This is a genomic window from Pseudomonas shirazensis (genome assembly GCF_050496565.1).
Classification (GTDB): Bacteria; Pseudomonadota; Gammaproteobacteria; order Pseudomonadales; family Pseudomonadaceae; genus Aquipseudomonas; species Aquipseudomonas shirazensis_A.
The window spans coordinates 92,690-114,976 of record NZ_JBNWAE010000006.1 but is presented as its reverse complement, the minus strand read 5'-3'; the positions used below and the strand labels follow the sequence as shown (position 1 = coordinate 114,976).

The 22,287-nt window shown below is 64.6% G+C and carries 14 protein-coding genes; 1 reads left to right on the top strand and 13 read right to left on the bottom strand.

The genetic code is table 11. From position 1 onward, the window contains the following. Window position 1 precedes the first annotated feature (1 nt). From ACQZ2L_RS10860 to ACQZ2L_RS10800, 13 genes are all read right to left on the bottom strand, one after another. Window positions 2-595, bottom strand: coding sequence for a glutathione S-transferase (locus ACQZ2L_RS10860; protein ID WP_430326045.1), 594 nt, complete (start codon window positions 593-595; stop codon window positions 2-4). Then, a complete protein-coding gene (locus ACQZ2L_RS10855) occupies window positions 592-4,236 on the bottom strand; it encodes an AAA family ATPase (RefSeq protein WP_430326044.1) in 3,645 nt (1,214 codons plus the stop codon). The genes ACQZ2L_RS10860 and ACQZ2L_RS10855 overlap by 4 nt, the downstream gene beginning before the upstream one ends. After that, complete coding sequence (locus ACQZ2L_RS10850; RefSeq protein ID WP_430326043.1) at window positions 4,233-5,471, bottom strand: exonuclease SbcCD subunit D C-terminal domain-containing protein; 1,239 nt, start codon at window positions 5,469-5,471, stop codon at window positions 4,233-4,235. Before ACQZ2L_RS10850 ends, ACQZ2L_RS10855 begins: the two co-directional genes overlap by 4 nt. Window positions 5,472-5,548: 77 nt before the next feature. Then, complete coding sequence (locus tag ACQZ2L_RS10845; protein ID WP_430326042.1) at window positions 5,549-7,180, bottom strand: BatD family protein; 1,632 nt, start codon at window positions 7,178-7,180, stop codon at window positions 5,549-5,551. Next, window positions 7,177-8,901, bottom strand: coding sequence for a tetratricopeptide repeat protein (locus ACQZ2L_RS10840; RefSeq protein WP_430326041.1), 1,725 nt, complete (start codon window positions 8,899-8,901; stop codon window positions 7,177-7,179). Before ACQZ2L_RS10840 ends, ACQZ2L_RS10845 begins: the two co-directional genes overlap by 4 nt. Further along, window positions 8,898-9,974: a vWA domain-containing protein gene (locus tag ACQZ2L_RS10835; protein WP_430326040.1), complete on the bottom strand. Its 1,077-nt coding sequence runs from the start codon at window positions 9,972-9,974 to the stop codon at window positions 8,898-8,900. The genes ACQZ2L_RS10840 and ACQZ2L_RS10835 overlap by 4 nt, the downstream gene beginning before the upstream one ends. Continuing rightward, a complete protein-coding gene (locus tag ACQZ2L_RS10830) occupies window positions 9,967-10,461 on the bottom strand; it encodes a DUF4381 domain-containing protein (protein WP_430326039.1) in 495 nt (164 codons plus the stop codon). The genes ACQZ2L_RS10835 and ACQZ2L_RS10830 overlap by 8 nt, the downstream gene beginning before the upstream one ends. Then, window positions 10,458-11,402: a DUF58 domain-containing protein gene (locus ACQZ2L_RS10825; RefSeq protein ID WP_430326038.1), complete on the bottom strand. Its 945-nt coding sequence runs from the start codon at window positions 11,400-11,402 to the stop codon at window positions 10,458-10,460. The genes ACQZ2L_RS10830 and ACQZ2L_RS10825 overlap by 4 nt, the downstream gene beginning before the upstream one ends. A 4-nt stretch (window positions 11,403-11,406) precedes the next feature. After that, complete coding sequence (locus ACQZ2L_RS10820; RefSeq protein WP_101321346.1) at window positions 11,407-12,366, bottom strand: AAA family ATPase; 960 nt, start codon at window positions 12,364-12,366, stop codon at window positions 11,407-11,409. A 196-nt stretch (window positions 12,367-12,562) separates the two neighbouring features. Further along, window positions 12,563-13,891: an MFS transporter gene (locus ACQZ2L_RS10815; protein ID WP_430326037.1), complete on the bottom strand. Its 1,329-nt coding sequence runs from the start codon at window positions 13,889-13,891 to the stop codon at window positions 12,563-12,565. Window positions 13,892-13,929: 38 nt separating this feature from the next. Then, the gene (gene lhgO / locus ACQZ2L_RS10810; protein ID WP_430326036.1) at window positions 13,930-15,123 is read right to left on the bottom strand and encodes an L-2-hydroxyglutarate oxidase; all 1,194 of its coding nucleotides are present in this window, start codon (window positions 15,121-15,123) and stop codon (window positions 13,930-13,932) included. 101 nt (window positions 15,124-15,224) lie between these two features. Beyond that, a complete protein-coding gene (locus ACQZ2L_RS10805; RefSeq protein ID WP_430326035.1) occupies window positions 15,225-15,935 on the bottom strand; it encodes a FadR/GntR family transcriptional regulator in 711 nt (236 codons plus the stop codon). 82 nt (window positions 15,936-16,017) lie between these two features. After that, the gene (locus ACQZ2L_RS10800) at window positions 16,018-16,371 is read right to left on the bottom strand and encodes a hypothetical protein (RefSeq protein ID WP_430326034.1); all 354 of its coding nucleotides are present in this window, start codon (window positions 16,369-16,371) and stop codon (window positions 16,018-16,020) included. 326 nt (window positions 16,372-16,697) lie between these two features. Between ACQZ2L_RS10800 and ACQZ2L_RS10795 the strand changes: the two genes are divergently transcribed. Further along, a complete protein-coding gene (locus ACQZ2L_RS10795) occupies window positions 16,698-21,563 on the top strand; it encodes an NAD-glutamate dehydrogenase (protein ID WP_430326033.1) in 4,866 nt (1,621 codons plus the stop codon). Window positions 21,564-22,287: the final 724 nt, after the last annotated feature.

Below are 22,287 nucleotides of genomic sequence, written 5' to 3'. Positions count from 1 at the left end.
GTCAGCGCGCCATCACCGCCTTGAACAGGTCTGACGCAAGCCAGCCCTGCAACCAGCTACGCAGCTGGGGGTAGGGCGCCTGGGCGAACCACGCAGGCTCGACCCCGGCGAACTGGCGCAGCAACGGCAGCAACGCAGCGTCGGCCAGGCTTGGGTGTTGCGCCAGTAAATACGGCCTGCCTTGCAACAGCGCTTCCAACTCCTCAAGCCATGATTCGGCCTGCTGGCGATACTCCTCGCGAGTGTGCTCGGGGTAACGCTCGGCATATTTGTACAGGTTGACCTGAGCCTTGAAGGTGCTGTCATTGCGAGCAATCAGGGCGTCCGTCCGCACAGCTGCCGCTGGATCATCGCGCAGCAGCCAGTCCTGCGGATCATGCTGGCGCAAGGCCCAGCGCATGATATCCAGGCTCTCTTCCAGTACCTCGGCGCCGGTGTCCAGCACCGGCACCGTGCCTTTGGGCGACAACGCCAGCAGTTCGGCCGGCTTGTGCTTCATCGACACTTCATACACCTCGACGGTACAGCCGGCATACGCCAGCGCCAGCCGTGCGCGCATGGCCCAGGGGCAGCGACGGAACGAGTAGAGGATCATCCGCAGACCTCCACCTCGCTCAGGCCATTGCCCTGGCGCCGCACCTGGATCTGCACCGGGATGCGCTCGTGCATCTCCTGCACGTGGGAGATCACCGCCACCTTGCGCCCTTGCGCCTGCAGGCCGTCCAGTGCATCCATGGCCAGTTGCAGTGACTCGGGGTCAAGGCTGCCGAAGCCCTCGTCGATGAACAGCGATTCGATGCGCAGGGTGCTCGAGGCCATCGAGGCCAGGCCCAGGGCCAAGGCTAGCGATACCAGGAAGGTCTCACCGCCGGACAACGAATGCACCGAGCGCAGTTCGTCGCCCATTTCGGTATCCAGCACCAACAGGCCCAGGGCGCTGCCGCCGCGCTTGAGGCGATAGCGCTTGGCGAACTGGCGCAGTTGGCTGTTGGCATGGTGCAGCAGCAGGTCGAGGTTGTAGCCCTGGGCGATCTTGCGGAACACATCGCCCGAGGCCGAGCCGATCAAGTCGTTCAGGCGCGCCCAGCGTTGCCACTGTTGCCGGGCCTGCTCGATCTCAGCGGCAAGGGCGCTGTGTGCTTGCTGCCGGCGTTGGTCGTCGGCCTGCTGCGCGCGCAGCTCGGCGCACTGTTGTTCGTGCCCGGCCAGTTGCTGCTGCAAGTCGGCGAGGTGCTGTTCGAGTTGCTCGCTGGACAGCTCGGTCCTGGCCTGTTGGTTGTGCTGGTGCAAGCGCTGCTCGCGCTCCTGCAGCAGTACTCGGCCTTGCTCGATGGCCTTGTCGACGCTGTGCAGTTGCTGGCGTAACGCGTCCAGCGTGGCGTCATCGACACCGAGCAAGCGCTCCAGGCCCGCATCGTCGAGTTCTGGGTGGGCCGCTCGCCACTGGCTGATCTGGCCCTGCAGCGTCTGCTGTTCCTGCTCCAAGGCTTGCTGGCGTTGTTGATTGGCCTTGAGTTCAGCAGCCAATTGCACGCTTTGGCTATGGGCGTCCTGCAGTGCCTGCGCGGTGCTGGCCTCAACGCTGCGGGCGTGCTCGACCTGCTGCTCCAGATGCTGCTGCCAGGCACCGGCATTGGCGTGTTCGCCAAGCAGTTCGGCGAGCACGCTGCGCGCTTGTTGCTGCTGCTCGGCAAGGCTTGTGAGTTGCTGGTGCAGCTCGCTCTGGCGTTGCAGGCGGCTCTGCTGCTGGTCGGCCAGACGCTGCTGCTGTTGCAGGCGTTGTTGCTGCTCGTTTTGCTCGTCCTTTTGCTGCTCCAGCTGTTGCAGGCGCTGGGCGACTTGCTGATCGAGGGCGAGAAACGCGTGGGCTGGCTCGTCGCGCAGGGCCTTGAGGATATCGCCGGGAAGGATCTCGGCAAAATCGGCCAGGGTCTGTTCCAGGCGTTGCTGATCGGCGGCCATCGCCTGGTGCTGCTGATCCAGGCGCTGCTGTGCTTGCTGCTGCGCGTCGCTGGCGGCCTGCACTTGCTGGGTCAGCCGGGCGGCGTCTTTTTGCAGGGTGAGCAGGGCGCTCTGGCGCTGCTCGTCGCGGTTGATTTCTTCTTCAAGGCGGCGCAGCTGGCCGTCCAGCCAGGCACTGCGAGTGCTGTCGGTCTGGGTGCTGAGCGATGGCCACAAGGCGTGCGCTTGCAGCTCCTGCTGCAGCGGTTGCAGTTGTTCGCTCAGCTGTAACTGTTGCTGCTGGTACTCCTTGCCCTGGCTGTTGAGCATGCCGACCTGGGTGCGCAACTCGACCACGCGGGCGTTGAGTGCCTCGACCTGGGCCAGCGCCGCAGCCTCTTCGACCTGGTCATGCCGGCCCAGGCTTTGCAGCAGGGCTTCAGGCTGATGGAACGGGTGCTCGGCGCTGCCGCACACCGGGCACGGCTCGCCATCACGCAGTTGCCCGCGCAGCTCCTCGACACTGGTGTTGCGCGCCAGGCGTTGGCGTTCAAGCAGTTGCCGGGTCAGGGTCAGGGCCTGCTCGGCGGTGTCCAGTTCGGCCTTGGCCGCCTGGCCTTCGCTGATCAGTTGCTGACGCTGCTGCAAGCCTTGCTGCTGACGTTCGCGCACGCTGTGCAGGGTGTGTTGCAGCTCCTGCTCGCGAGCGTGCAGGCGGGACAATTGCTCGACCGCGCGCTGCTGCTTGCGCTGCTCCTGGAGCAAGGTGCCGAGCAGGTCCAGCTGTTCGGCCAGGGCGTGCGGTTCGGCGCCGGCTTCGTGGAACAGCAGTTCGATCGCAGCGTGTTGCTCCTGCAGCAGGGCATTGGCCTGGCTGGCCTGGGCTTGCAGGCTGGGCAGTTCGTCGCGGCCTTGGCTGAGGCGGTTGCCGATCTGCAGCAGTTGCTGCAACTGACCGCGGTAGGCCTGCCAGGCGCCACTGATGGCTGCCAGGGCGGCGCTATCGGCCAGCGCGGCGTCGATGGCGGCGAGCTGCTGCTGGCTGTGCTGTTGTTGCTGCTCAAGCTGCTGCAGCTGCGACTGGCCTTCGCTGACGGCCTGATCGGCTTGGGCAACGACGCTGCCCAACTGCGCCAGCTCGGTGTCGAGGCGGGCCAGGTTGTCCTGAGCGGCAAACGCCAGGCGCAGGTTCGCTGCGCTGTCGGTGTGCTTGGCCTGGGCTTGGGCCAGCGCCTCGCGGGCAGCTTGCAGGCCCTGCTGCAACTGCTCGCTGTGGCTGTGCAGACTATGCTGCTGGGTCAGTTGCGCCGCGACCGCGGCGGCCAGCGGGGTAAGCTCGCCGGCCAGCGCCAGTTGCCGCTGGAACTGATGGCGCTGCGGCGCCAGGCGCTCGAGGTGTTGCAGGTCCAGGCGCTGTCCGGCCAGTTGCTGCCAGTCCTGCTCGGCGCTGTGCAAGGCCTCGCGGGCCGCACTGAGTTGCTGTTGCAGCTGCAACTGGTCGCGCAGCCAGGCGCGTTGCTGGTCCAGTTCGCGTTCGCGAGCCTGCTCGGCCTTGAGCAGCTGTTGCGCCTGTTCCAGGCGCTGATCGAGCTCGGTACGCTCGGTTTCGGCCATCGGCAGCAAGTGGCTGGCGCGCTCCTGCAAGCCCTGATGCAGCTCGCCAGCCTGCTTGGCCTTGGCAAACGCACGCTGGCCGAGGCGGGTGTAGATAGCGGTGTTGGTGAGCTTTTCCAGCAGCTCGCTGCGCTCGCGGTCATCGGCTTTGAGGAACGCGCTGAATTCGCTCTGGGCGAGCATTACAGCGCGGGTGAACTGCTCGAAGTTCAGGCCCAGGCGTGCCTCGACCAGTTGCTTGTATTCGTTCTTGCCACTGCCCAGCAGTTGCTCGCCATCCAGGTCGTACAGGCTCTGGCGGCTCAGTTGCAGCTTGCCGTTGGCCTTGTCGCGGGCGCGGTTGGCCTCCCAGCGGGCGCGGTAACGCTTGCTGTCGATACCGACGAAGTCGACTTCGGCATAGCCGCTGCCGGTGCCGCGCCGCAGCAGGTTGCGCGGGTCGTAGGTGGGGATGTCGCCATCGGCGTCCGGCACCTTGGCCTCGCGGCCGATGTCATTGAGCCGCGGCACGCTGCCGAACAGCGCCAGGCACAGGGCATCGAGCAGGGTGCTCTTGCCGGCGCCGGTGGGGCCGGTAATCGCGAACAGGCCGGCACTGGCCAAGGGTTCGGCAGTGAAGTCGATGTCGATCGGGCCTGCCAGCGAGGCGAGGTTTTTCAGGCGAATGGCCAGAATCTTCATGGCTGCTCCTCCTCCAGCTGTACATCCTGCAGGAGCAGGGCAAAGTCGCTCAGGGTCTGCTCATCGACCGGGTTGCCGTAGGCCTGTTCCCAGACGCGGCTGAACAGGTCTTGCGGAGTCATCTGGCTGAGTTCGACGAACTGCAACTGGTCCTCGTCCAGCGCGTTGCGGCCGGCGTATTCGGCGCTGATCCGTACCAGCCGCACAGCCTTGCCTTGCAAGGCGCTCTCGATCTGCTGGCGCAGGTCGGGCTGCGGTTCGTCGAGGCGCACGCGCACCTCCAGCCACGGTTGGCGGTTGGGGTCTTCCAGCAGGTCGATCACCGGCAGCTCGGCCAGTTGCTCGAGCAGCTCGGCCAGCGGCGCCGGGCCGATCCGCTGCAACGCCACCGCCCGTGGGACCAGGCGCGGCTCGACGCTGACCAGTTGGCTGCCTTCAAGCTCGATCTCCAGCACCTGGTGCGGGTAGCCGATCTCGGCAAACGACAACGGAATCGGCGAGCCGCTGTAGCGGATGCGCTCCTCGCGGTTGACCTTCTGCGGCTTGTGCAGATGGCCCAGGGCAACGTAGCTGATGGCTGGATCGAACAGCTTGGCCGGCAGCGCTTCAGCGTTGCCGATGATCAGGCTGCGTTCGGAGTCTTCCGAGATCGAGCCGCCGGCCATGTGCGCATGGCTGATGGCGACCAGCGCCTGGTCTTTCTTGCGTTTGGTCACGGCGGCGTTGATCAGTTGCTGGTGCACCTGGGTGATGCCCTGCACATAGTCGTCGCCCAGCTGCGGGCCGGTGACTTCGGCTGGGCGCAGGAACGGCAGCGCCAGGCACCAGGCGGCGACCTTGCCGCGGCTGTTGGTCAGCGGGATCAGCAAGCGCTCGGCATCCAGCTGGCCTTCGTCGAGCCAGTGCACCCGGCCCAGGGCATGGGTGCGCAGGCGGCGCATGAGCAGGCCGGGCAGCTCGATGCGCGAGCCGGAGTCGTGGTTGCCGGCGATCATCACGATGTCCAGCTTGGGCTGTTGCTCGTGGGCCTGGACGATGAACTGGTAGAGCCGCTCCTGGGCTTTGACCGGCGGGTTGACCGTGTCGAAGATATCGCCGGCGATCAGCAGCGCATCGGGTTGGCGCAATTGCAGCTGGCCCAGCAGCCAGGTGAGAAAGCAGGCGTGCTCGAAGTCGCGTTCCTGGCCATGCAGGCTTTGGCCAAGGTGCCAGTCGGAGGTGTGGAACAGACGCATGAATAACCTGTTTGAAGTGAATTCGAGGGAAGCAGTGGTCGCGGCGTATGGTAACTCAACGGGTCAGCCGCGCCGGGCTACTTCGGATAGAGCGGCGGCAAGCTGCCGCCATCGCCGACCGGGTCGAGCAACTGTTCGGCCGGCGGAATGGCATTGATCGCGCGCCACAGATCGTCGCCCTGCCAGTGCTGACCGCTCTCGCTGTACAGCGCGCCGTTCAAGCCATCCAGCGCATCCGACAGCGGCACGAAGCGCGCCGCCATCTCGGCCAGTGTCTCCGGATGCTGGCGCGCCCAGGCATCCAGGGCCTGGCGGGTTGCCTGCGGGTCGTTGGCCTGGCACGCGCGTTTAAGGTCATCGAGCAAGGTCCGCGGGCTCGGGCCGGTCTGCGCCGCGCGCAACACCGCCGGCTGCGAGCGGGCTCGCCACCACAGGGTGAAGCCGAGCACATTGCTCAGGGCCAGCAGCAGGGTTGCCAGTTGCCACGGCCAGAGCAGGCGGCTGGATGAACTGCTGTCACCCACCGGCGTCTCGGCGCTCAGGGCCGGGTTGTCCTGCACGCTGAGGCTGCGCGCCGGCAGGCTGGTGTTTTCCAGGTGGTCTTCGCGGGTGTTCCACCAGGTGACTTCCAGCGCCGGCAGGGTCAACTCGCCGCTGTGGGTCGGCACCAGCGCTTCGCGCTCTTCGCGGTTGGCGGTCATGCCGCGCTCGGTGACCTCGTTGCGCAGCAGTGGCTGGTCCGGGTAGCGGCGCAGGCCAATGATTTCGGTGGCCGGCAGCGGCGCCAGCTGGGTGCTGGAGAGGCCGTCGGCGCGCAGGGTGATGCTGCGCGTCAGCGAGTCGCCGATCTGCACGGTCTGTTTGCTCGGGTCCGGGTTCCAGTGCTCTTCCAGGGTCAGGCTGCGCGCCGGCAGCCAGGCGGCGCCGGCAGGGTAATTGGCCGGTATCGGCCGCACGTTCAGGCGCAGCGGCAACGAGCTGACCTGGACCTGGCGGCCTGCGCGCGGGGCCGCGGACGGCTGCTCGCCGGTATCAGCCGCAGCAGCGGTGGCGGTAAACGTCATCGGTGGAATATCGAGCGTGCCGCTTTGCTGCGGATACAGCGCGTAGCGGGTTTCGATCACGCCATGGCGTACGCCGTTGATCTCTTTCTCATAGGTGCGCGACTCACCCAGCGGCTCGACCTTGGCGTTGTCCAGTTGCAATGGGCTGAGGCTGCTGTCGTCATACAGCGACACCGAATGATAAATGCGCAGGTTCAGCACGGCCTGGGCCTGAACGTAGACATCGTTGCTGTCCAGGGTAGCCTCGACGAACACCTGCGAGGCGCTTTCCGGGCGGTTGTCGCCGGCCTGCAGCACTTGCACCTCGATCGGCTGGCTGAACGACTGGCCCAGTTGCAGTGCGGGAATGCTCAGGCTGCCGCTGCGCCTTGGCAGCAGGGTGATGATCCAGCGGGTACTGGCGCGGGTCTCGCCATCCAGGGTGTGCAGGCTGTTGAGCTGGCGCGTGCCACGCACATCGAAGTCGCCCTCCAGGGCACGCAGGTCGGGCTTGCCGAACTGGGTGACGTCCTCGCTTTCGAGGATCAGCTCCAAGGTTTCGCCAGCTTCCAGGCGGGTGCGATCGACGCTGGCCTGCAGCGGCGGTTGGGCCTGGACCTGAAGTATCCAGAGCAGACTGACAAGCAAGACGCCGCAGCGACTCATCGTGGGGTTTCCTGATGCAATTGCTGTTCATACCAGAATTTGCGCCGCAGCAGCTGCGCAGGGTTGTCCGGGATCTCCCGCAGCCACTGTTCCAGGGCCTGGCGTTGTTCGCCATCAAGGCTGGTGGAAACTGGGCGTTGCGGTGGTTGGGTAAGGTTATCGTCGTCACCCGCCTGATTGCCGGCGGGGGGCGGGGTGTTGCTGGCGTTGTCGCCTTGTTCCTGGCCGGCCTTGGCTTGCGGCTGATCGGCATCGCCGGGTGCCTGATCGTTGGCCGAGCTGCTGTTGCCGTCGGTGTCCTTGCCGGGGGCGCTTTGTGCATCTTCCTTGGCTTGCTGTTCTTCGGCTTTCGCCTTGGCCTGGCGCTGCAGCAACAATTGCTGGACCAGCGCTTGGTTATCCAGCGCCGCTTGCAGATCCGGACGCCGTTCCAGGGCCTGCTCGTAGGCGTCCAGGGCGGCTTCCAGCTGATCGGCGCGAGCCAGTGCGTTGCCTCGATTGTAGTGCGCGGCGGCGGAACTGCCTTGGGCAAAGGCCTTGGCCGCGCCTTCATAGTCGCCGGCCTGGTACAGGGCCATGCCGCGCCATTGCGGGTCTTCGAAGTGGCGCGCGGCAGCGGCGGGGCGCTGCTGTTCGAGCAGGCGCTGGCCTTGCTGGTCGGGACGCAGCCACAGGTCGTTGAATTCAAAGGCCTGGCTGGGTTGCGGCAGGCAGAACAGCAGCGGCAGGCAGAACAGCCAGCCACGCCGCCCGGCGCAGGCGGCCAACAGCAGCAGCGGCAGCAGCAACCAGTAGCCCTGATCGGCCCAGCTGTCCAGTTGCACGGTCTGGCCGTCGCTGCGCAGGGCGCGTGGGTTGTCGTACAGGCCCAGTCCGCGCAGGTCGAGGTCGTCGATGCGGGCGTGGCGGTAGCGGCCACCGGTGCTGTTGATGAAGGCCTTGAGGCTGGCGCTGTCCAGCCGTGGCAAGAGGATTGCGCCTTGCTCATCCTTGAGGAACTCGCCGTTGGCCTGGCGGACCGGCGCGCCTTCGCTGCTGCCGATGCCGAGCATCAACAGGTTTGGCCCTTGCCGGCCCAGGGCACGCAGAATGCCATCGCGCTCGCTGTTGCTCAGGGACGAGCCGATCAATAGCAGGCGGCCTTGGCCGAGGCCGCTCTGGGCGAGCAGGGCCAGCCCCTTTTGCACGGCGAGGTCGGCGCGTTGGCCGGGTTGCGGCATGATCGACGGGTCGATCGCTTCCAGCAGGTTGCGCGTGGTGCCAAGGTCATCCGACAGCGGCACCAGCGTGTGCGCACTGCCGGCGTAGACCACCAGCGCGGTCTGGCTGTCGCGGCGGTGCTCGAGCAGGTCGAGGATCTTGCGCCGGGCCTGTTCGAGGCGATTCGGCGGGCTGTCTTCGGCGAGCATCTGCGGGGTCAGCTCGAGCATGATCACCAGCGGGTCGGCCGGGCGCTGGCGGGTTTCCTCGACGCGCTGCCAGCTGCTGCCGAGCAGGGCCAATACGATCAATAGCCAGGCGCCGCTGAGGGCGATCCATGGCAGCTTGCTGTTGCTGCCACTGCCGCCACCGAGCAACACCGCATGAAACTGCGTCGGCAGAATCATCTGCCAGCGGCCGGCGCGCTTGCGCCGATGCCACAGCTTGAACAGCAGCCAGGCGAGCAGCGGCACGGCCAGCAACCACAGCGGGCGCAGCCATTGGGGCCACAGATCGATCATCGCCGCCTCCGCAGACGCAAACGCTTCAGGCGCTGGCGCCACTCAGGGTGCGGTTGCAGAAAACGTGGTCGGCGCAGGACGCGCTGCAGCAGGTTGTCTGGCCACAGCGTGGTAATCACCAACAGCACGCTGAGCAGCAGCACCAGGGCCAGCGGCCAGGCGTAGAGTTCTTTGGCGGTGCGGGTCTGGGTCGGTTGCTGGGCGACCGGTTCAAGCTGATCGAGGCTGTCGCCGATGGCATCCAGTTCGGCGCCATCATGGGCGCGGAAGTATTTGCCGTGGGTGATGTCGGCAATTTCCCGTAGCGACGCTTCGTCGAGGTCAAGGCTTGGGTTGAGGCCGAGCAAACCGGGCGTTCCGCTGGCTTCAGGGTTGGCACCAATGCCGATGGTATAGATGCGCACGTTCTCCTGGGCCGCCAGGCGGGCCGCGGTCAGCGGATGAATCTGCCCGCCGTTGTTGGCACCGTCGGTGATCAGCACCAGCACCCGGCTCTGCGCCGGGCGTTGGCGCAGGCGCTTGACGGCCAGGCCAATGGCGTCGCCGATGGCGGTATTTTTGCCGGCGATGCCAATCTGCGCTTCGTCGAGGAAGGTGCGCACGGTACGTCGGTCGAAGGTCAGTGGCGCTTGCAGGTAGGCTTCGCTGCCGAACAGGATCAGGCCGACCCGGTCGCCCTGGCGCTCCTGAAGAAAATCGCCCATCAGCGCCTTGACCAGGTCCAGCCGGCTGATTTCGTCGTTCTGCCACTGCATGTCGGGAAAGTCCATCGAACCGGACACGTCGACTGCCACCAGCAGGTCGCGACCGCTGGCTTCCACCGGTACCGGTTCGCCCAGCCACTGCGGGCGCGCCGCTGCCAACAACAGCAGCAGCCAGATCAGCACGAACGGCGCCTGCTGGCGCCAGGTGGGCAGATTGAGGCGAGCACGGCGCCCGGCCAGGCCTTCGAGTTCGTTCATGAAGCCGACCTTGAGCACCGGCTCGCCGCTGTCCGCAGCCGGCAGCACCAGCCGCGCCAGCCACGGCAGCGGCAGCAGCACGAAGATCCACGGCCAGGCCAGCTCAAACATGCTTGCGAATCCAGGTTTCGACCGCCTGGCTAAGGCCGACGATGGCTTTGTCGTCGAGCTTGCACTCGGGCTTGTAGGTGCCTTCGACCAGCACCATCCAGCGGGTCAAACCTGCCGCCGGGCAGCGGTTGTCGAGAAACGCCAGCCACTGCCGGCCACTCAGGGTATGGCTGTTGGCGCCCGGATAATGGTTGCGGCACAGGCGTTTGAGCAGCGCGTTGATCTGCTGCAGCCAGGCACCGGCTGGCGCGCCGTCGTAGGGGCGGGGCAGGCGGGCGAGTTCGGCCAGCGCTGCTTCGCGGACCGGGTCGAGCGGCAGTTCGGCGCGCACTACGCGGCGTTTGCCCGGGCGCCAGTGGCGCTTTCGCCACAGGCCCCAGGCGAGTACCGGCAGCAGGGCCAGCAGCAGCCACCAGCCTGGCGCGGGCGGCCACAGGCTGATCGCCGGCGGCGCCAGCAACGGTTGCAGTTCGTCCAGCGGGTTCACTTGCGGTGCCCCGGGCGCTGCGCGTTGAGGTATTCGCGCAGTTGCTCGACCATCTCGCTCTGGGTGCTCAGCGGCATCAGCACCACACGCAGTTTCTGCGCCAGCAGCTCCCAGCGCTCGATCCGCGCTTCGGCTTGCTGGCGGTAGGCCTGGCGCAGATTGCCATCGAGGGTATCCAGCTCCAGTTGCGCGCCGCGCTGGCCGAAGCGCAGCAGGCCGGCGGCAGGCAGGGCATGATCGAGTGGATCGGAGACCGGCATCAGCAGCACATCGCAGTGGCGTGAGAGCATCGACAGGTGCTGCTCGATGCCTTCGCTGAGGGCGCGCTCATCGCAGATGACGATGGCCAGGCTACCCGGGCGCAGCACCTCGCGCGCCCGGCGCAGGGCCAGCGACAGGCTGTCGGCCTGAGGCACCGCCTCGGGGTGCAGCGACTGATTGACCTTGGCCAGGCGGTTGAGCAACTGCAACAGGCTTTGCTTGCTGCGCCGCGGTTTGACCTCGTAGTGCTCGTTGTCGCCGAACACCAGCCCGCCGATGCGGTCGTTGTGGCCCAGTGCCGCCCAGCCGAACAGCGCAGCCGCCTGAGCGGCCAGCACCGACTTGAAGGTCAGCCCTGAGCTGAAGAACAAGCGCTGGCTCTGCTCGACCATGATGAAGATTGGCCGCTCGCGCTCTTCATGGAACAGCTTGGTGTGCGGCTCCTGGGTGCGCGCAGTCACCCGCCAGTCGATGTTGCGTACGTCGTCGCCGGCCTGATAAACCCGCACCTGGTCGAAGTCGACTCCACGTCCGCGCAGCTTCGACAGGTGCAGGCCAACCAGTGGGCTGCGCTGGCCGGGCCGCGAGAACAGCTGAATCTCGCGCACACGGTGGCGCATGTCGATCAGCTCGCTGAGACTGGTGCGGATACCGGGTTCGGCCAACTGGGCGGCAGGCATGGCTTCAGGCGACTGCGACGACGTCGAGGATACGCTGGACCACGCGGTCCTGATCGACCCCGGCCGCTTCCGCCTCGAATGACAGGATCACCCGGTGGCGCAGCACATCGAACAGCACCGCCTGGATATCCTCGGGGCTGACGAAGTCGCGCCCTGCCAGCCAGGCGTGCGCGCGTGCACAGCGGTCAAGGGCGATCGAGCCGCGTGGGCTGGCGCCGTAGGCGATCCAGTCGGCCAGATCGCTGTCGAACTTGGCCGGGGTGCGCGTGGCCATCACCAGTTGCACCAGGTATTCCTCTACTGCATCGGCCATGTACAGGCCGAGGATTTCCTTGCGCGCAGCAAAAATCGCCTGCTGGCTGACCCGCCGCTCGGGCTTGGTCTCGCCATTCAGTGCCTCGCCACGGGCCTGCTGCAGAATGCGCCGCTCGACTGCCGCGTCAGGGAAGCCCATCTTGACGTGCATCAGGAAGCGGTCGAGCTGCGCTTCGGGCAGCGGGTAGGTGCCTTCCTGCTCGATCGGGTTCTGCGTGGCCATCACCAGAAACAGCGGCGACAGGTCGTAGGTGCTGCGGCCGACACTGACCTGGCGCTCGGCCATGGCCTCGAGCAGCGCCGACTGGACCTTGGCCGGGGCACGGTTGATTTCGTCGGCCAGCACCAGGTTGTGGAAGATCGGCCCTTGCTGGAAGACAAAGCTGCCGGTTTCCGGGCGGTAGATCTCGGTGCCGGTGATGTCGGCCGGGAGCAGGTCGGGAGTGAACTGGATGCGGTGGAACTGCGCCTCGACGCCCTCGGCCAGCTCCTTGATCGCCTTGGTCTTGGCCAGCCCCGGGGCGCCTTCGACCAGCATGTGGCCGTCGGCAAGGAGGACGATCAGCAGGCGTTCGACCAGTTTTTCCTGGCCCAGGATCTGGGAGGAAAGAAAGGTGCGTAGCGCGTTCAGCGCTTCACGGTGTTCCATCGGCGACGGTTCCTGGAGAGGGGCCGGGGACGTTGCCAGCAGGCAGCCCGGGCAGGGCCTGCTACTTTAATCCATCCGGGGTGGTGACGACCAATGGCAGAGGCGAAATTTATCGCTGGCACAGGCTGTTGGGCGTCACGGGCCACTGCCCTGTTTGCGGTAAGGTCGCCAACAGGGCGGTGGCGCCGGGCGGCCGTCAGTTTTTCGAGCTGGAGTGCTTGCGGCCTTGGTCAAAGAATGCAAACACCACGACCAGTATCCCGGCAATGGTCAGCATCAGTGCGACGCCGTCGGTGGAATGCGTCGCCGAGCTGGCTACCAGGGCCAGCCCGCCCAACGGCGCCAGGCCGCCGGCCACGGCGGTACCGACTTCGCGGCCCGTACCAAACCCGGATGAGCGCGTCTGGGTCGGGAACTGGCGGCTGAGGAACGAGCCCTGCGGGGCAAACATCATCGGTGCCAGAATCCCGGTGCCGATTCCGATCGCCAGGTAGATCATGCTCGGCTCGCCGGTGCTCAGCAACTGCAGGAATGGGTAGGCGAACAGGGCAGACAGCACGCCGCCCAGCATCAGCACGGTCTTGCTGCTCCAACGGTCGCACAGCCAACCGAAGAACGGCACGGCAAAGATCGCAACCAGGCTGGCGATGGTCACCGACAGCGACGTGACGTGCGCCTCTACACCCTTGAACTGGGTCAGGTAGGCTAGCGAGAAGGTCTTGAAGATGTAGCTCAGGGCGTTGTAGCCGATGGCCACGAAGAACACCACGGCGAGGCCTTTGAGGTCATTTTTGAACAGCAGTTTCAGCGGTGATACCTGCGGCTTGGCGTCGGAGCGATCGAGTTCCTTGAAGTCTGGGGTTTCCGGAATGCTCTTGCGCACCCACAGGCCCACGGCCACCAGCACGATGCTGGCGATGAACGGGATGCGCCAGCCCCCGGCGAGCAGGAAGTCATTGCCGTTCATGGTCAGCAGGTAGACGGTCAGCGACGACAGCAGCAGGCCCAGATTCAGGCCCAGTGCTGGCCAGGCGCCTTGGCTGCCGCGCTTGCCTTCGCTGGCATGTTCATAGGAGGTAACCGCCGCCCCCGACAGCTCTGCGCCCGCACCCAGGCCTTGGATGATCCGGATCACCACCAGCAGGATCGGCGCCCACACGCCGATCGTTGCATAGCTTGGGATCAAGCCGATCAGCGCGGTGCAGACGCCCATCATGCAAAAGGTGATCACCAGTACGTGTTTGCGTCCGAACCGGTCGCCCAGATAGCCGAACAGAACGCCGCCGAAGGGCCGGGCGATGAAGCCGATGGCGAATGTCGAGAACGCCAGCAGCGATGCTACTGCAGGGTTGCTGGCGTCGAAGAAGATCTTTGAGAAGACGATCGCGGCCATGGTCGCGTACAGGTAAAAGTCGTACCACTCCAGCATCGAGCCGAAAATGGTCGCTGCGGCCACTTTGCGCAGGCGTTTGCGTGTCTGTTCGGGGGTTTCACTTGCGGTCACTGCTGCTTGATGTACCGACATCTGATGGTCCTTATTGTCTTTGTAGTTAGGGGTGCAGCTCAGCGGGCGTTGAGGATCTTTTCGGCGATCATCTGGCCGATGGGGATGGCGGAGGTGGCAGCGGGCGAGGGCGCATTGCAGACATGCACCATGCGCGGTGTCTCGGCGAACAGAAAGTCATGTACCAGGCTGCCGTCACGCATCACCGCCTGGGCACGGATGCCGGCTTCGTAAGGCAGCAGGTCGTCGACCTCGAGCGACGGGCAGTACTTGCGGCACTGCTGCAGATAGCCGCGTTTGAACAGCGAGTTCTTCATCTCGGCAGTGCCCGAGCCGAGGTTGTTCCAGAGTGTTTTCCAGAAGCCCGGGAAGCGCGCGAATTCGCCGATATCGGCCCAGTTGCGGGCGAACTTGCGGTAATCCTCGCGGGCAAAGCCGAGTACCGCGTTTGGCCCGACAGTGACACTGCCGTCGATCATGCGGGTGAGGTGGACCCCCAGAAACGGCAGTTGCGGATCCGGAATCGGGTAGATCAGGTGGTTGACGATCTGGTTCTTGCTCGCAGGCAAGCGGTAGTACTCGCCGCGGAACGGGATGATCTGGTGATCGATGCGCACGCCGGCCAGGCGTGCCAGGCGGTCGGACTGCAAACCCGCACAGGCCACCAGCTGGCGTGCCTGCCAGCGGTGCTCGTCGCTGCATACTTCGACGTGCTCGGAGTATTCCTTGATCGAATGGACACTGGTCGACAGGCGCAGCTCGCCGCCAGCGCGTTCGATTACCTTGGCCATTGCCTGGCAGACCTCTCGGTAATCGACGATCCCGGTGGCATCGACGAACAGCGCGCCGAGCCCGGCGATGTTGGGTTCGCGGCGGTTGAGCTCAGCGGCGTCGAGCTGCTCGACCTTCAAGCCGTTTTCCTGCGAGCGCTGATACAGCGCCTGCATGCGCTGCATCTCCAGTTCATTGGAGGCAACCAGCAGTTTGCCGCAGACCTGGAAATGGATGCCGTGTTCGCTGCAGAAGTCTTTGGTCGCTTGCGCGCCGCGTTTGCACAGCTCGGCCTTGAGGCTGCCAGGCGCGTAGTAAATCCCGGCATGGATCACGCCGCTGTTGTGGCCAGTCTGGTGGCGACCGAGGCTGGCCTCTTTTTCCACGATCAGCAACGAAGCGCCGGGGCGCTGATCGAGCAGTGCCATCGCGGTGGCCAGGCCGACGATGCCGCCGCCGATGATCAAGTAGTCGTAAGTCATGCAGGGTACCTTGGCATTCTTGTCAGTGGATCTGCTTATCAGGTTGTCAGACTAAGTGGTGCGTTAAAAACCCCGCCCTGATAGGGCAGGGGTCGGTTTGCTCAGTTCAGTTCGGGAAGCTCGATTTTCAGGCGTTTGGCCGAGGCCCGCAGATGCGCTTCGGCACAGCTCGCAGCGGCGTGACGGTCGCCATCGGCGATGGCCTGATACAACGCCTGATGTTCCCGGTTGGCGTCTGCCGGGCCGCCCACCGCAGGCGACGCCGAGTTCTCCCAGGCACGCTGCCGCGCGGCGGCCAGTTGGCTGCCGAGAAAGTCATGAAAGGCGACGAAGTAGTCGTTCTTGCTGGCCTCGGCGATGGCTCGGTGAAAGGCCACGTCGGCGGCCGCAGCGGCAGCGAGGTCATTGCGCGGGTCGAGCATCTGCTCCAGCGCCGCAGCGATGTTGCTCAGGTCGCTGGCGTCACGGCGACGGGCAGCGATGGCGGCCGCTTGGGTTTCGATCCACAGGCGCATTTCGAACATCTGCACCAGGTCAGGCTTGCGCCCGTTGCTGCCGGGGAAGCGAAACACCGTGCCATGGGGCGTCTGTGAGATGTACGAGCCCAGGCCACGCCGGGCGATGAGCACCCCATCAGCCTTGAGCTGAGCCACTGCCTCGCGCACCACCGAGCGGCTGACGTTTAGTTGCTCGGCCAGTTGCTGTTCGGTGGGCAGGCGCGCTTCGGCAGCCAGGCGGCCGCTGTCGATTTCCGCACGGATGGCGCCGACGACCCGTTCTACCAGGGTATCTGGGCGCTGTAGCTCTAGCATGGACGAGTTGCCTATTGATCAGGTTGTCAGACAATGCCCGTTGCCCGCTGTGTCTGTCAATTATTTCTCCAACTCAGCCAGGTTACAGCTCGCTCACGTAGGTGCCGGTGCCGTTCAGAATGATCCGCAAGGTCTCGTCGATCTCGGCCAGATCATTGCCGTCACTGGTCAGTACGATCTCCAGGGTCTCGTCGCCCTTGAGGGCGTCGGTGTCACCGGCAGCAACTTCCAGCAGCAGGCGCTTGGCGCTGAAGGTGATTTTGATGCCGTCCAGGGTCGACGGCTCATCGTCCAGGGTCAGGTCGACGGTGTCTTCGTCCGGATAGCGGGTCAGCAGGAACATCTGGCCCTGGTCGCTGTGGCAGCACAGGGTCGCCATGTTGTCTTCTTCATCATCGCAGGGGGTGGCGAAGAGCATGGGGGTGGTCAGTTGCATGGTCGGCTCGAATTGACGAAATGAAATGGAATTCTGCCAGTCTTGGGCCGTTCCATAAACGAATGTTACCGGGCATTGACCGAATATGTCGCAGCGCTGCAAGCCGCGGTGACCGCTCAGTCGTTAAGCTGCGCAGTCGATGGGTCCCCGTAAAGGCACAGCCACTGGCAGTCGCTTTTGCAGGTACCCAACAGATGAGCGTGGCGAACACGCTCAGCGCCTGGTTTCATCGGCCTGTTTTGCCGCGGGTTGCTATTGTTGATCCCAGGCAACACGCACATGCACGACGCTTCACTACAAAACAAAGCCCAAGCGGAGTACCACAGATGGCGTTTTTCACCGCAGCCAGCAAAGCCGACTTCCAGCACCAACTGCAAGCGGCCCTGGCGCAGCACATCAGCGAACAGTCACTGCCACAAGTGGCACTGTTCGCCGAACAGTTCTTCGGCATCATCTCTCTGGACGAACTTACCCAGCGGCGGCTTTCCGACCTGGCTGGCTGCACCCTGTCTGCCTGGCGCATCATCGAGCGCTTCGACCCTGAAACCCCGCTGGTGCGGGTGTACAACCCCGACTACGAGCGCAATGGCTGGCAGTCGACCCACAGCGTGGTCGAAGTCCTGCACCATGACCTGCCGTTTTTGGTCGACTCGGTACGCACCGAGCTGAACCGCCGCGGCTACAGCATCCACACCCTGCAGACCACCGTGCTCAGCGTGCGCCGCGGCGCCAAAGGCGAGCTGCTCGAGCTGCTGCCCAAAGGCACCCACGGTGACGGCGTTCAACATGAATCGCTGATGTACCTGGAAATCGACCGTTGTGCCAACGCAGCCGAACTGAGCTCGCTGGCCCGGGAAATCGAACAGGTCCTGGCTGAAGTGCGCGTTGCGGTTGCCGACTTCGAACCGATGAAAGCCAAGCTGCGCGAAGTGGCGGCGCTGGTCGAGCAGACTCCGTACCCGCAAGCCCAGCACGAGAAGGCCGAGGTCAAGGCGTTCCTCGAGTGGTTGCTGGACAACCACTTCACCTTCCTTGGCTACGAAGAATTTACCGTAGAGGGCGGCGCCGACGGCGGTCGCATGAACTACGACGAGCAGTCCTTCCTCGGTCTGCCCCGTCGCCTGCGCATCGGCCTGACCGCCGAAGAGCTGCGCATCGAAGACTACGCTGTGGCCTACCTCAACGAGCCGCTGCTGCTGTCCTTCGCCAAGGCTGCACTGCCGAGCCGTGTGCACCGCCCGGCCTACCCGGACTATGTGTCGATCCGCCAGCTGGATGCCGACGGCAAGGTCATCAAGGAATGCCGCTTCATGGGCCTGTACACCTCGTCGGTGTATGGCGAGAGCGTGCATGCCATCCCGTATATCCGCGGCAAGGTAGCCGAAGTCGAGCGCCGCTCCGGTTTCGACGCCAAGGCCCACCTGGGCAAGGAACTGGCGCAGGTGCTTGAAGTGCTGCCGCGCGACGACCTGTTCCAGACCCCGATCGACGAGCTGTCCAATACGGTCATGTCGATCGTGCAGATCCAGGAGCGCAACAAGATCCGCGTGTTCCTGCGCAAAGACCCTTACGGCCGCTTCTGCTACTGCCTGGCCTATGTGCCGCGCGAGATCTACTCGACCGAAGTACGCCAGAAAATCCAGCAAGTGCTGATGGAGCGCCTGAAAGCCAGCGACTGCGAATTCTGGACGTTCTTCTCCGAGTCGGTGCTGGCGCGTGTGCAGTTGATTCTGCGGGTCGACCCGAAGAACCGCATCGACATCGATCCACAACAGCTGGAAAACGAAGTGATTCAGGCCTGCCGTTCGTGGCAGGACGATTACTCCGCACTGGTCGTGGAAAACTTCGGCGAAGCCCAGGGCACCAATATCCTCGCCGACTTCCCCAAGGGCTTCCCGGCGGGTTACCGCGAGCGCTTTGGCGCCCATTCGGCGGTGGTCGACCTGCAACATGTGCTGGCCCTGAACGAAGCCAAGCCGCTGGCGATGAGCTTCTATCAGCCGCTGAGCCAGTACGGCGAACGTCAGCTGCATTGCAAGCTATACCACGCCGATACCCCGCTGGCGCTGTCGGACGTGCTGCCGATCCTGGAAAACCTTGGCCTTCGTGTGCTGGGTGAGTTCCCGTACCGCCTGCGCCACGCTAATGGCCGCGAGTACTGGATCCACGACTTTGCTTTCACCTACAGCGAAGGCCTGAGCCTGGATATCCAGCAGCTCAACGACACCCTGCAGGATGCCTTCATCCATATCGTCAAGGGCGACGCCGAAAACGACGCCTTCAACCGCCTGGTACTGACCGCCGGCCTGCCATGGCGTGATGTGGCGCTGCTGCGCGCCTACGCCCGTTACATGAAGCAGATTCGTCTAGGCTTCGATCTGGGCTACATCGCCAGCACCCTGAACAACCACACCGACATCGCGCGCGAGCTGACCCGGTTGTTCAAGACCCGCTTCTACCTGGCGCGCAAGCTCACCCAGGATGATCTGGAAGACAAGCAGCTGCGTCTGGAGCAGGCCATCAACAGCGCCCTGGATGACGTTCAGGTGCTCAACGAAGACCGCATCCTGCGTCGCTACCTGGATCTGATCAAGGCCACCCTGCGTACCAACTTCTACCAGCCGGACAGCAGCGGCCAGGCCAAGTCGTACTTCAGCTTCAAGTTCAACCCCAAGCTGATCCCCGAACTGCCCAAGCCGGTGCCCAAGTTCGAGATCTTCGTCTACTCGCCGCGTGTCGAAGGCGTTCACCTGCGCTTCGGCAACGTCGCCCGAGGCGGCCTGCGCTGGTCGGACCGTGAAGAAGATTACCGCACCGAAGTGCTCGGCCTGGTCAAGGCCCAGCAGGTGAAGAACTCGGTAATCGTGCCGGTCGGCGCCAAGGGCGGCTTCCTGCCACGGCGCCTGCCGCTGGGTGGCAGCCGTGACGACATCGCCGCTGAAGGCATCGCCTGCTACCGCATCTTCATTTCGGGCCTGCTCGACATCACCGACAACCTCAAGGACGGCGGCGTCGTGCCACCGGCCAACGTGGTGCGGCATGACGATGACGATCCGTACCTGGTGGTGGCAGCCGACAAAGGCACCGCGACCTTCTCCGACATCGCCAACGGCATTGCCATCGATTATGGCTTCTGGCTCGGTGACGCATTTGCCTCGGGCGGTTCGGCCGGTTACGACCACAAGAAAATGGGCATCACTGCCCGCGGCGCCTGGGTGGGCGTGCAGCGCCACTTCCGTGAGCGTGGCATCAACGTCCAGGAAGATCCGATCACGGTGGTCGGCGTCGGCGACATGGCTGGTGACGTCTTCGGCAACGGCTTGCTGATGTCCGACAAGCTGCAGCTGGTGGCTGCCTTCAACCACCTGCACATCTTCATCGACCCTAATCCGGACCCGGCCAGCAGCTTCGCCGAGCGCCAGCGCTTGTTCGACCTGCCACGTTCGGCATGGACCGATTACGACACCAGCATCATGTCCGAAGGTGGCGGGATTTTCCCGCGTAGCGCCAAGAGCATCAGCATCAGCCCGCAGATGAAGGAACGCTTCGCCATCGAAGCCGACCGTCTGACGCCGACCGAGCTGCTGCACGCGCTGTTGCAGGCGCCGGTTGATCTGCTCTGGAACGGCGGTATCGGTACCTACGTCAAGGCCAGCAGCGAAAGCCATGCCGACGTCGGCGACAAGGCCAACGACGCCTTGCGCGTCAACGGCAATGAGCTGCGCTGCAAGGTAGTGGGCGAGGGCGGCAACCTGGGCATGACCCAGCTTGGCCGGGTCGAGTACGGCCTCAACGGCGGCGCGACCAACACCGACTTCATCGACAACGCCGGTGGCGTCGACTGCTCCGACCACGAAGTCAATATCAAGATCCTGCTCAACGAAGTGGTGCAGGGTGGCGACATGACCGAGAAGCAGCGCAACCAGCTGCTCGGCAGCATGACCGAAGAAGTTGGCGCGCTGGTATTGGGCAACAACTACAAGCAGACCCAGGCGCTGTCGCTGGCGGCCCGTCGCGTACGCGAGCGGATTGCCGAGTACAAGCGCCTGATGGCCGACCTGGAAGCGCGCGGCAAGCTTGATCGGGCGATCGAATTCCTGCCGTCCGAAGAGCAACTGGCCGAGCGTCTGGCTGCAGGCCAGGGCCTGACCCGGGCCGAGCTGTCGGTGTTGATTTCGTACAGCAAGATCGACCTCAAAGAGCAACTGCTGAAATCGCAGGTGCCGGATGACGACTACCTGACCCGCGACATGGAGACGGCCTTCCCGCCGTCACTGCTTAATCAGTTCGGCGAGGCCATGCGCCGTCACCGTCTGAAGCGCGAGATCGTCAGCACCCAGATCGCCAACGACCTGGTCAACAACATGGGCATCACCTTTGTTCAGCGCCTCAAGGAGTCGACTGGCATGAGCCCGGCCAACGTCGCCGGGGCCTATGTGATCGTGCGTGACATCTTCCATCTGCCGCACTGGTTCCGCCAGATCGAGGCACTGGACTATCAAGTTCCGGCCGAGATTCAGCTGACCTTGATGGATGAGCTGATGCGTCTAGGCCGCCGCGCTACGCGCTGGTTCCTGCGTAGCCGTCGCAACGAGCAGGATGCCGGTCGTGATGTGGCGCACTTCGGGCCGAAGATCGCCCAGCTTGGGCTGAAACTGGACGAGCTGCTGGAAGGGCCGACCCGTGATCGCTGGCAGGTGCGTTATCAGGGCTTCGTCGAGGCTGGCGTGCCTGAGCTGCTGGCGCGGATGGTTGCCGGCACCACCCACTTGTACACGCTGTTGCCGATCATCGAGGCTTCGGATGTGACCGGGCATGACCCGGCGCAGGTGGCCAAGGCGTTCTTCGCGGTGGGCAGTGCGTTGGATCTGACCTGGTACCTGCAGGAGATCAGCAACTTGCCGGTGGAGAACAACTGGCAGGCGCTGGCGCGTGAGGCGTTCCGTGATGACATCGACCTGCAGCAGCGGGCGATCACCATTTCTGTGCTGCAGATGGCCGATGCGCCGCAGGACATGGATGCGCGGGTGGCGTTGTGGGCCGAGCAGCGGCGGGTGATGGTGGAGCGCTGGCGCGCGATGCTGGATGACCTGCGCAGTGCTTCGGGGCATGACTATGCGATGTATGCGGTGGCTAACCGGGAGTTGGTTGATCTGGCTATGAGTGGGCAGGCTGTGGTTGTGCCTTCCTGATAGCTGATTTGGTTGGCTTGTGAGTGAGAGACCCTGGTGCCTTTGGTGGTGCTGGGGTTTTTTGCTTTTGGGGTTTGGGGCTTATCCGTTTTTTGTGGTGGGTTTGTGGGCCCCTTTCGCCCTTACGGCGAGTCACTTTTTTGGCAGACGCCCCAAAAAAGTAACCAAAAAAATGCTTGGCTCCACATCCGGCCCCTTCGCTGCGCTGCGGGGTTCCCTCGCTCCGGTCTTGCTCCCGGGAGGACCGCGCTGTACGGGCCTCCTGGCCCGCAGCGCTTGCCGGCCATCCATGGCCGGCACCTCCCTTCGCAAGACCTGCGCTCGGCCTCCTGAGTCGCCGGTAGATCAAGATCAAGATCAAGAGCACGCCTCGCTGCGCTGGCGCAGAGCGGGTCAGTGGGGGTTCGCGATCGTGTCTGCCGTTAGATTGCCGGGCCAGCTCCGCTGGCCTTTCGCGACACAAGGCCGCTCCTACAGACACCGCGTACCAGCGACTTACGCGGTCCCTGTAGGAGCGGCCTTGTGTCGCGAAAGGGCTGCGCAGCAGCCCCGGCGATCTTAAACCAAACAAAAATCAGACAGCCACAGCAATCCCGCTCTGCGCCAGCGCAGCGAGGCGTGCTCTTGATCTTGATCTACCAGCGACCTCAGGAGGCCGAACGCAGGCATTGCGAAGGGAGGTGCCGGCCATGGATGGCCGGCAAGCGCTGCGGGCCAGGATGGC